Annotated in this window: 10 protein-coding genes; 7 read left to right on the forward strand and 3 right to left on the reverse strand. The window is 71.6% G+C overall.

Annotated elements, in window-relative coordinates; translation table 11 throughout:
* Nucleotides 1–82 precede the first annotated feature (82 nt).
* Entirely contained in the window at nt 83–1,540 is a 1,458-nt protein-coding gene (locus VGL20_15120; protein HEY2705013.1) for a flavin monoamine oxidase family protein, read from the forward strand.
* Nucleotides 1,541–1,545: 5 nt separating this feature from the next.
* On the opposite strand, the gene VGL20_15125 is transcribed toward VGL20_15120, so the two are convergent.
* A complete protein-coding gene (locus VGL20_15125) occupies nt 1,546–2,499 on the reverse strand; it encodes an FGLLP motif-containing membrane protein (protein HEY2705014.1) in 954 nt (317 codons plus the stop codon).
* A 160-nt stretch (nt 2,500–2,659) separates the two neighbouring features.
* On the opposite strand from VGL20_15125, the gene VGL20_15130 reads away from it, so the two are divergent.
* On the forward strand, nt 2,660–3,007 hold the full coding sequence (locus VGL20_15130) for a hypothetical protein (protein HEY2705015.1): 348 nt from the start codon (nt 2,660–2,662) through the stop codon (nt 3,005–3,007).
* A gap of 1 nt (nt 3,008) precedes the next feature.
* Entirely contained in the window at nt 3,009–4,016 is a 1,008-nt protein-coding gene (locus VGL20_15135; protein HEY2705016.1) for a hypothetical protein, read from the forward strand.
* 30 nt (nt 4,017–4,046) lie between these two features.
* On the opposite strand, the gene VGL20_15140 is transcribed toward VGL20_15135, so the two are convergent.
* Together VGL20_15140 and VGL20_15145 are read right to left on the reverse strand one after the other, a co-directional pair.
* Nucleotides 4,047–5,696 (reverse strand): hypothetical protein, encoded by a 1,650-nt coding sequence (locus tag VGL20_15140; protein ID HEY2705017.1) that lies wholly within the window; start codon nt 5,694–5,696, stop codon nt 4,047–4,049.
* Between the two features lie 10 nt (nt 5,697–5,706).
* Entirely contained in the window at nt 5,707–6,291 is a 585-nt protein-coding gene (locus tag VGL20_15145) for a hypothetical protein (GenBank protein ID HEY2705018.1), read from the reverse strand.
* A 262-nt stretch (nt 6,292–6,553) separates the two neighbouring features.
* Here VGL20_15145 and VGL20_15150 point away from each other — a divergent pair, with 262 nt between their 5' ends.
* Genes VGL20_15150 through ligD (VGL20_15165) form a run of 4 tightly spaced genes read left to right on the forward strand, consistent with a single transcriptional unit; the run spans nt 6,554 to nt 9,570 of the window.
* Nucleotides 6,554–7,123: a PRC-barrel domain-containing protein gene (locus VGL20_15150; protein HEY2705019.1), complete on the forward strand. Its 570-nt coding sequence runs from the start codon at nt 6,554–6,556 to the stop codon at nt 7,121–7,123.
* A complete protein-coding gene (locus VGL20_15155) occupies nt 7,123–7,572 on the forward strand; it encodes a hypothetical protein (GenBank protein HEY2705020.1) in 450 nt (149 codons plus the stop codon). Before VGL20_15150 ends, VGL20_15155 begins: the two co-directional genes overlap by 1 nt.
* A gap of 55 nt (nt 7,573–7,627) precedes the next feature.
* Nucleotides 7,628–8,662: a non-homologous end-joining DNA ligase gene (gene ligD / locus VGL20_15160; GenBank protein ID HEY2705021.1), complete on the forward strand. Its 1,035-nt coding sequence runs from the start codon at nt 7,628–7,630 to the stop codon at nt 8,660–8,662.
* A complete protein-coding gene (ligD, locus tag VGL20_15165; GenBank protein HEY2705022.1) occupies nt 8,659–9,570 on the forward strand; it encodes a non-homologous end-joining DNA ligase in 912 nt (303 codons plus the stop codon). The genes ligD (VGL20_15160) and ligD (VGL20_15165) overlap by 4 nt, the downstream gene beginning before the upstream one ends.
* The last annotated feature ends 272 nt before the right edge of the window (nt 9,571–9,842 follow it).

Raw genomic sequence — 9,842 nt, forward strand, 5'->3', positions numbered from 1 at the left:
GATCACCGTCGATAATCAGCCACCACCCTAGGCCATCGGTCCCCATCCACCCCTGGATCTTCCGCTCGAGCGAGGTGGCATCATGACGAGCCCGCACGTGACCGGCGCCGTCGCCCCGCCGGACAACATCGGCATCATCGAGGACGGGCTGCAGCCGCGCAGCGAGACGCCGAAGCGCGTCATCGTCGTGGGCGCGGGCATGGCCGGGCTGGTCGCGGCGTACGAGCTGCTGAGAGCGGGACACGAGCCACTCATCCTCGAGGGCCGATCCCGTGTGGGCGGGCGGATCCTCACGCTGCGTGAGCCGTTCGCGCCGGGTCTGCATGCCGAGGCGGGCGCGATGCGTCTTCCCAAGGCGCATCACCTCGTCATGGGCTACGTCGCGAAGTTCGGCCTTCCACTCGTGCCCTTCACCATGGGCAATCCCAACGCCTACTACCACATCTGCGGCCGGCGCTACCGGGTCAGCGATGTCCACGCGGAGCCGCGTCTCCTCTCCTTCTCCTGCTCCGAGGCTGAGGCCGACGTCACCGCGTCCCAGCTGTGGCAGACGGTGCTGGCGCCGCTGGTGCACCTCTTCGAGGGCAGGACACGCGAGCAGGCGTGGGAGGAGGTCATCGCCCGGTACGACCGGTACTCGACCCGTGAGTTCCTCAAGGAGGCCGGCTGGAGCGAGGAGGCGATCGAGCGCTTCGGTGTCCTGGAGAACCAGGAGTCGCGGATGAACGCATCCTTCGTGGAGCTCCTTCTCCAGGAGATCGGCGAGGAGTTCCTCGACATGTGGCAGATCGAGGGAGGGATGGACCGCCTTCCCCTCGCCCTCGCCTCGACGCTGCAGGATCGCATCCGCTATGGCGCGTCCATGGTCGCGCTCGACCAGTCACCGGATCTGGTGACGGTGCACTACCGGAACGCAGCCGGACGGCATCTCGTCTCCGGCGACCACGCGATCATCACGGTGCCCTTCAGCGTCCTCCGCCACACCGAGGTCCTGCAGCCGTTCTCCCCGGGCAAGCGGCAGGCGATCCGCGAGCTGCACTACGACGCGTCGACGAAGATCTTCCTCCAGTGCCGGCGCCGCTTCTGGGAGGACGACGACGGGATTCGCGGCGGCGGCAGCGTCACGGATCTGGCCATCCGCAACGTCTACTACCCCGACCATGGGCGCGAGACCGGGCGAGGTGTGATCATCGGGAGCTACACGTGGGCCGACGACGCCCAGCGGTGGGCGTCGCTCAGCGAGAGCGACAGGGTCACGGAGGCCCTCGAGGACGTCAGCCAGATCCACCCGCAGGTGCTCCAGGAGTTCGAGGTGGGTGCCAGCAAGGTGTGGCAGGACGACCCGTTCAGCTGCGGCGCGTTCGCGCTCTTCAACCCCGACCAGAAGACGCTCCTCCACGAGCACATCATCGCCCCGGAGGGACGGATCCACTTCGCCGGCGAGCATGCCTCCCTCAACCATCGCTGGATCCAGGGGGCGGTCGACTCCGGCCTGCGCGCGGCACGCGAGGTGCACATGGCGACCCTGGCGGCGGTGTAGGCGGGTCACCTCGCCGGACGGAAGCGGAAGTACGCCCAGAGCGTCACCGAGGCCGCGCCGAAGCCGACGAACAGCAGGATCAGCGTGACCACGCCCCCGCGGGCCTCCGCCAGGTATCCGCTGCGAGGGTCGAGGAGCACGTGCAGGAGACCGAAGACACCGGCACCGAACAGTGCCGCCCAGGCCAGGCGGCTCCAGGCGACGATCTTCTCGCCGTCGAGGAAGCGCAGCGGCACCAGGCCGAAGGCCATGGTCTCCAGCCCCACCACGAAGATCATCGCCAGCATCGCGTCCAGCAGCAGGATGCCGAAACCCGCGCCGGGCTGCTCCGCAGCGGCCTTGATCGGCGTCCACGCCAGCCAGGCGACGATGCTGATGCCGAACAGGACGGCGGTCGAGAGTGCGACCGCGCGACCCTCGGCCCTCTCCGAGAACTCACCCTCGAAGGTGTAGGCCGCGAGCAGACCGTAGACATAGCCCGGATGCACGCCGGCGACCCTCGAGATCGCAACGCACACCGCGGCGATGGGCAGGGTCCACGGCAGCATCCTGAGCCGGGGCGCCTCACCGTGCACGGCCCGGAGATGCAGGATCCCCGGCAGGTTGAACCCGAGGGTCACGACGATCAGGGCCACGGTCAGGCCCAGATAGAGGGCCAGGGACGGCGAGCCCAGACCGAGCCCGGGGTCGAGCAGCGAATAGAGGGCGGCCGCCGCGAGGGTGAACCCGGAGAACGCCATCCATCTGCGGACCCTCCCGGCCCCCGCCCGGGGTCCACCGGGGCCCCGGGGGATGAAGCGGAACCAGCGCCGCACCTCCTCCGAGTGAGCCTTGAGCGTGCTGTCGAACAGCTCCGAGGGGAAGGGGATGAGAACGAGCAGCCCGAGCGCCAGGAGAGCGTTGGTCAGCAGGACCGGAGCCGAGGTGGACACCTGCCGCACGCCCTCGACCGATCCCACCAGCAGCGAGCGGTTCGGTGGGCATCGCGGGCAGGGCCCTCCCGATCGCGACGGACCGCCACCACCACCCTGGGTTCGCGGCGCTACCGGTGAGGAGGTCGGCGGCGGGGTCGCTCCGGGCGTCGAGGTGGCGGACCCTCTGCCGCGGGTGATGCTTCGGGTGGACGTCGCCGCTGCGGTGGGTGCCGCCGGTGTGGTGGACGTGGTGGTCGTCGCTGCCGGGTTGGATGTGCCGGTCGCCGCCGGGCTGGGGGTCACGCCGAGCGACGTCTCGAACGCCCCGATGTCGCACGGCGCCTTGCGCGGCAGCCCACGCTGGTCCGTGCCGCCGCCGGCCGCCGGACAGGCGCCGCCCGCGCCGATCGCCGGGCTTCCCGCCAGGCAGCGCCTGCGTCGGGGTGGGCCCACCGTTGCTCTGCAGGGGTCCGAGCCTGGGATCGGTGTTCCCGAGGTCGCCGCCGCCGGTGAATCCGCATCCCGTCCCACTCTCCAGGTTGTGACCCCGTGAGGTGATCGCGCCCGCGGAGCAGTTGGTCGCGGCGGTGTTGCTGACGATCGTGTCCTGGAGCACGGCGCCGCCCCCGCTCGACCCGACGCCGCTGCCCCGGGGGGCCGCGTTGCCGGCGATCGTGGAGCTGGTGACGGTGACGCTGGGTGCGGTGCGCACCACCAGGCCGCCGCCGACGTTGCTCGCCGTGTTGCCGCTCACCGTGCTGTTCAGCACCGTGAGAGACGCCGAGCTGTCGGCCTCGATACCGCCGCCCTCCGCGTCCGCGCCCGCGACGGTGGCGGACGCGCGGTTGCCGCTCACCGTGCTCCTCACGACGGTGAGGTGGCCGCCACTGAGAGCGGCCAGGCCGCCGCCCAGGGCGATGGCGCTGGCCGCCGACGCCGTGACGGTGTTCCCGTTCACCGTGCTGTCGGCGACCGTCAGGGTGGCACCACCCTCGACCAGCAGTCCTGCGGCGGAGGAGACGTTGACACCGTTCAACGCCACCACGCCGTTGCGGATGGTGACGCCCGAGATCGAGACGGTGCCCGCGACCACCGCCAGGACCCGGTTCGTGTGGTTCCCGTCGATGATCGTCCGGCCGGCGCCGTTGCCGGTGATGGTGACGCTGGTGGCGGTGTCGATCTCCCCGCCGGTGAGCAGGATCGGAGTGCCGTCGAGGCTCGGCGAGAAGGTGATCGTGTCCCCGTTGACAGCCGCCGCCATCGCCGTCCGCAGTGAGCCGGGCCCGCTGTCGTTGGCGGTGGTCACCGTGAGCACGGCGGCGCGCACGACGCCCATGCCGATGCCCATCCCGGTTCCTGCCAGAACCGAGAGAACGGCGACGGAGGCTGCGACAGCCCATCGCCGGCATCGACTGCGGTGGAGCATGGCGTCCTCCGCCCCGCCCTCTCCCATGCTGACCGGACCCGTCCGGAATGGTCGCACGCCGGGAGACGATTGGCGACGATGCCGTGGGGATGCTCGTCGCCGGTGGCGCGTGCGCGATCAGCAATCGGCGGGTTGACAATGGATGTCAACCGGCGGGCTCACCCGCCTACCCGCAGCATCCACCTCCCGGAGCGGAGGGAACGTAGCCGGTCTTCGACCCGTTCACCGCAGCGCCCTGGGGAAGGACGAGCGAGCCGCGCTGCGCGCCTGCCGCCCGGGGGGCACCGTGCTCCCCGGTGACGATGCGAAACCGGTGGTCGCCGATCGGGGCCTCGATCTCGATGGTCCCCGGCTCCACCACCCGCCATCCGGGGAAGTCGCTCCCGTCGCACTGGATGGACACGGAGCCGGCGTCGGGCAGCCGGGTCACCCGCCAGCTGGCCGCGGCCCCGCGCGCGGCCCGGGTCGCCGCGTAGGTCGTCACCCAGAGCGCGCCGGCCTCGAGATCGTTCCACGCCTCCGAGACCCCGAGCCGGGGGAAGTCGACCCCCTCCACGGTGGGCTGCTCGAACTTCGTGAGGTTGGGCTGGGTGAACACCCGGCCCCAGGCGCCCGGCTCACCCAGCTCGGTGAGCATCAGCAGGCTGCACAGCTGGCCGCGAGGATGCTCCTCGCCGAGGTTGAACCACCACGCGAACCGGTCACCGTCGTCGCCGAAGGAGCGCGGCTCGAAGGTCCGCTCGGCCAGCTCGCGGAACCGCGCCTCGGTGGCGTGATCACCCATCTCCCGCGCCATCAGCAGCGCGATCACCGCGAACCGGGGATCGGGATGGAGCTGGAGGAGCGGCTTCCTGGGGTCGTCCCACCCGAGGGTGCGCAGCGACGACTCGTAGAGCAGTGAGCCGAACTCGCGGTGCTGGGGAAGGACGTAGGGGGTGATGCACAGCGAGGCGTAGGCGGAGACGTCGTCGCGCAGCCGCATCACCGCCTTCTCGATCGGGTCGTAGTAGAAGGCGAACCATTCGATGCCGCCGCGGCGGTCGAGGCCCATGTAGTGCCGGCGCGCGTACTCCACCCAGCTGTCGTGGAGATGGTGGGTCGACTTCGCGTAGAGGGCGTCGTAGAGCTGCAGGCCGAGACCCGCGCCGCTCACGCAGAACGGCCAGATCTTGGTGTTCTCGCAGTGCACTCCGGCGGGACGCTCCGCCCACTGGTCGTGCATGAACTCCACGAGACGGTGGTGGTCCCACTCGAACAGACGGTCCTGGTAGCCGGTGACCGCGAACGGCCTGGTCCACCGGTCGTCGCCGGAGACGTAGCGGTGGAAGCACAGCAGGAGGTTGAGGAACCCACGGAAGAAGTTGTTGCCGTCGGCACCGACGGGGTCGGGCTGCAGGCCCCAGGGTTCCACGCCGTTGGCCGTCCAGCCGGGGGCGTCGTAGCGACCCCGCAGATACTCGGGGATGTAGGCGAGCCACTCGGGCGGGTAGCGGTCCGCGGCCGGGTCGTGGCCGATCATGGTGAGCCAGTCGATCGCCGCCCAGAAGGTGGTGTAGCGCCCCACCAGCTCGTCGGCGACCCGGGTGTACACCTCGCGCCAGGCGGGGGTGATGTCGCACATCACCGGGAGCACGTAGCCGGTCTCGTGCAGGTCGAAGCGCGCCAGCGAGCAGAGCGGCGGGGTGCTGTACCGGTCCCACCAGGGGTGGGGCTCGCCGGCGCTGCTCCAGTCGTCGGCGGTGGTCGCCTTGTCCCAGATGAACCGCAGCCAGCCGCGGGCGCGGTCGTTCAGCTCCGGCCGGCGCCCTGCGCTCATGGCCACCTCCTCACCACATCGGGATCCGCTCGCCGGCGGCGACCCTGAGCATCGCCATCCGGGCACGGCGGGCGGCGGCGTCGGTCCAGGCCGGATCCAGCTCGGCGGCGGCGGGCTCGCGGGTGGTCCGTGCGGCGACGCGGCTGGCCGGATCCGGCGAGATGATCGTGCCCGGCAGCGGCGTGCCCAGGCGCCGCTGCCGCGCATACGGGATCACCAGGCGGGTCAGACCGTAGAACCAGAGCAGGATCACGGCGTTGCCGCGCACCGTGGCCCGCCGCGCGAGCAGGGCCTGGACGATGCTGCCCACGGCATGGGGAGAGAGCAGGCAGCGGAGGCCGAGCAGCGAGGAGTCGAAGCGGACGGCGATGGTCGGCTCGGGAGCCGGACCGCGCCGCGAGGCCACCCGCCGGTCGCCGGCGGTGAAGGCGTAGTGATGGGCGGCGCCACCGGCGCTCGACACCTCCACGACCAGGTCGCGGGTGACCTGGCGGCGGAAGGCGGGGTGGAGGCGGCTCGCCACCTCCATCAGCAGGCCCAGCGCGGCCAGCAGCACACCGAACCCGGCGTCGGCGAGTCTGCGGGCGATCGGCACGGGACGGTACGTTCCCACGCTCCGACGGCGCCCGGCATCCCCCGAAACGGAGCGCCTGCGACGGGGAGGGCGAGGGGCGGTGCGCGTGCTCGCCGGGTACGGAGATCCTAAGATCTCGATCCATGCCGGCATACGGATGGGCCATCGTCGTGCTCGTGGTGCTGATGATGGCCGTCCTCGCGGCCGTTGCCATCCAGCGCCGGCGGCGCTCCGGCGGAGTCGTCTCGATCAGCCCAAGGGCGTCGAAGCGGGCGCGGCGACGATGAGCGTCCTGATGCGCGCCACCGAGTTGGAGGGACGCCCCGTTGTCACACTCGCCGGCGAGCGGGTGGCCGAGCTCAAGGACGTGGTCTTCGACAGCTCGAAGGGCAAGCTGATCGGGTTCAGCCTCCGAGGCATCGGCCTCTTCTCACGCTCGCGCGATGACGCCCTGCCCTGGACGGCGATCAGCAGCCTGGGGCGGGACGCGGTGATGATCCGTGACGAGGGTGCCCTGCAGGCCACGGAGCGGCTGGGGGCGGGGGGTGTCCCGGACGACCGTGACGTCCTCGGCAACCAGGTGCTGACCGATACCGGAACCCACCTGGGGAAGGTGGTCGACGTGATCATCGAGGTGGGTACGACCGCCGACATCGTCGGCTACGAGGTGGCGGCTGCGGGAGCGCTGGCCACCCGTGGCGAACGGGTGCTCATCCCGCTGCCCGACACCATCGCGGTCTCCGGCGAGCACCTCATCGTGCCCGGCGCGGCGACGGAGTTCGTCGGCGACGACCTCACCGGCTTCGGGGCGGCGGTCGACGCCTTCAGAGCCAGGCTCCGGCAGGGCGGCTGATGCGCTTCACGGACCTCCACGGGCGCAAGGTGGTCAACCTGGAGGACGCCGAGACGCTCGGCAGGGTCGACACCTACGTCATCGACGCCGGGAAGCAGGCCATCGTGGCATTGCGGTTGAGCAAGGTGAAGGGCGACGCTTCCTTCGTCTCCTGGACCGACCTCCACGCCGTCGGCGCCGACGCGGTGACCGTCGGCAACGCGAGCCGTCTCCGGCCGCCGGCGGACGAGACCGAGGAGCGGGCCGCCTCCCGGGAGTTCCAGGTCACGGGCAAGCTCGTGCTCAGCGCATCCGGGACGGCACTCGGCAAGGGCGAGGACGTCGACGTGGACCCGGACTCGGGAGCCATCGTCGCGGTGGATCTCGGGCAGTCGGGGACGGTCGCGGGCGAGCGGATCATCGGCCTGGGCACCTACGCCCTGATCGTCGCCGACGCGCCGTTGCCCTGAGTCAGGCGCCCTATCATCTCGGGTGAGGCATGAAGCATCACATCGTCATGGGGGCATGAGGGCCGGGGCCCCGACCGACGACCTCCTTGCGGCGCTGCCGCCGGAGGTGCGGGCCCAGGTGCGGTCCTCCCCGCAGCCCGAGTGGATTCCGCCGATGCTGGCCACCCTCACCCAGCGGCGCTTCAGCAGCCCCGACTGGATCTTCGAGCGCAAGCTCGACGGCGAGCGCTGCCTGGGGTTCCTGAGCGACGCCGGGGTGCGGCTGCTCTCGCGCAACCGGCGCAGGCTCGACGGCACCTACCCGGAGATCGCCGGCGCGCTCGCGGCGGCGACGGAGCATGAGCTGGTCGTCGACGGCGAGGTGGTCGCCTTCGAGGGGGACCGGACCAGCTTCGCCCGGCTCCAGCGGCGCATCGGCATCAGCGACCCCGCGCTCGCCCGGCGCAGCGGCGTCGCCGTCACCTACTTCCTCTTCGACGTGCTCCACCTCGACGGCCACGACGTCACCGGGGTGCCGCTGCGCCACCGCAAGTCGCTGCTGCGGCGGGCGCTGACCTTCGGCTCGCCGCTGCGCTTCACCGTGCACCGTGACCGCGACGGCGAGCGGTTCGTCGAGGAGGCGTGTCGCCGGGGGTGGGAGGGCCTGGTCGCCAAGCGCGCCGACTCCCCCTACGTGGCCGGCCGCTCCCGCGACTGGCTGAAGTTGAAGTGCAGCAACCGGCAGGAGATGGTGGTGGGCGGCTTCACCGATCCGAGGGGGAGCCGGGTCGGCTTCGGCGCCCTCCTCCTCGGCCACCACGACGGCGGCCGCCTCGTGTACGCGGGCAAGGTGGGCACCGGGTACGACACCGCCACGCTGGGGGAGCTCCGCTCCCGGCTCGACGCCCTGGAGCAGCCGCAGAACCCCTTCGCCGGGGCCGCGGGACGGCAGGCGGGGGTCCACTGGGTACGGCCCGAGCTGGTCGCGGAGGTCGAGTTCACCGAGTGGACCGGGGACGGACGGCTGCGCCATCCCCGGTTCGTCGGGCTGCGTGACGACAAGCCGGCCGCGGAGGTGGTGCGCGAGCGCGCCCTGGAGACGCCCGGGTGAGCACGCTCACCCTCACCGTGGGAGGGCGGGCCGTCGAGGTGACCCATCCGGACCGGGTGCTCTTCCCCGAGGACGGGATCACCAAGCAGGACCTGGCCGAGTACCACGCCGCGATGGCGCCGCACATGATCCCCCACATTCTCGGGCGCCCGCTGATGCTGCAGCGTTTCCCGAACGGCATCGACCGGCCGGGGTTCATGCAGAAGGACGCGAGCAGGCTGCCGGACTGGGTGCACCGCGTCGAGGTGCGGAAGGAGGGCGGCACCGTCGTGCACGCCATCGCCGACGAGCCCGCGACCCTGGTGCACCTCGCCAACCAGTCGTGCATCACCCTGCATGCCTGGCTCAGCCGGGTGGGGCATCTCGAGTCGCCCGACCAGCTGATGTTCGACCTCGACCCGTCCACCGAGGGCTTCGACCAGGTGGGTGACGCGGCCCGGGCGGTGCGCGAGCTGCTCGACGAGCTCCACCTGCCCGCGTACGTGAAGACGACCGGGTCGCGCGGGCTCCATGTCGTGACCCCCCTCGACGGTGGGGCGGGGATCGAGGAGGTGCGCGGCTTCGCTCGGGGCGTCGCCGAGGTGCTGGTCGCCCGGATGCCCTCGGCGCTCACCCTCGAGTGGAGCAAGGAGCGGCGCGGGAGCCGCCTGTACCTCGACGTCCTGCGCGGCGGCTACGCACAGACCGCGGTGGCGCCGTACTCGGTGCGCCCGCTGCGGGGGGCGCCGGTCGCCACCCCGCTGCGATGGGAGGAGCTCGACGAGCCCGGGTTCGACGCCCGGGGATTCACGCTGCGGACGGTGCCCGAGAGGGTCGCGCGGGAGGGCGATCCATGGGCGGGGATGGAGCGGCACGCGCGGTCGCTGGAGGAGCCGCGGCGACGGCTGGCGAAGCTCGCCCAGACCTAGAGGTCTCGGTGATGTCGTCGGCGCCCTGGCCGGAGGCCGACGGGGCGGTCGGGCCGCCGATCGCCACCTGCGAGAGCGGCTTCAAGCCGCGTGCCGTCGAGCCCCACGGACATGACGGGCCGTTCCAGTTCCTGCCTGAACGCGGGCAGCCTCAGGAGAGTCGGCATGCGACTGCGGTCACGTTGTCCCGAGAGCCGGCCGCGAGAGCCGCCTGACACATGTGCTCCACGCCGTCGGCGAGCGAGCTCGACGAGCGCACCAGCCTGGTCAGG

The sequence above is a fragment of the Candidatus Dormiibacterota bacterium genome (genome assembly GCA_036495095.1).
Lineage (GTDB): Bacteria > Chloroflexota > Dormibacteria > Aeolococcales > Aeolococcaceae > CF-96.

Bases quoted from the DNA above. Each gene is read 5' to 3' on its own strand.
- VGL20_15150 (HEY2705019.1), top strand. From the start codon at position 6,554: ATGAGCGTCCTGATGCGCGCCACCGAGTTGGAGGGACGCCCCGTTGTC.
- VGL20_15155 (HEY2705020.1), top strand. From the start codon at position 7,123: ATGCGCTTCACGGACCTCCACGGGCGCAAGGTGGTCAACCTGGAGGAC.
- VGL20_15140 (HEY2705017.1), bottom strand. From the start codon at position 5,696: ATGAGCGCAGGGCGCCGGCCGGAGCTGAACGACCGCGCCCGCGGCTGG.
- ligD (HEY2705021.1), top strand. From the start codon at position 7,628: ATGAGGGCCGGGGCCCCGACCGACGACCTCCTTGCGGCGCTGCCGCCG.
- VGL20_15120 (HEY2705013.1), top strand. From the start codon at position 83: ATGACGAGCCCGCACGTGACCGGCGCCGTCGCCCCGCCGGACAACATC.